At 37.0% G+C, this 289-nt stretch carries 1 protein-coding gene; it reads left to right on the forward strand.

The genetic code is table 11. The features are described from left to right. Window positions 1-267, forward strand: a 267-nt coding sequence (locus E1176_RS00045) for a F0F1 ATP synthase subunit gamma (RefSeq protein WP_185152438.1), incomplete at its 5' end; no start/stop codon positions are given. Window positions 268-289: the final 22 nt, after the last annotated feature.

Below are 289 nucleotides of genomic sequence, written 5' to 3' on the forward strand. Positions count from 1 at the left end.
ATACAGGTTGATTACATTTTTCAGCCTTCTCAGGAAGAAATTGTAAAAGATTTGATACCTAAGTCTTTAAAAATTCAAGTATTTAAAGCGATACTAGAATCTAATGCTGCTGAGCACGGTGCTCGAATGACCGCCATGGATCAGGCAACTGATAATGCAGGCGAACTTCTTAAAGAGCTTAAGCTTACTTATAACAGAACAAGACAAGCAGCAATTACGACAGAAATCTTAGAAATCGTTGCTGGTGCTGAAGCACTGGGAGGTTAAACTTTAAGTCAAAGAAATATAT

Source organism: Fulvivirga aurantia (assembly GCF_009711475.1).
Classification (GTDB): Bacteria; Bacteroidota; Bacteroidia; order Cytophagales; family Cyclobacteriaceae; genus Fulvivirga; species Fulvivirga aurantia.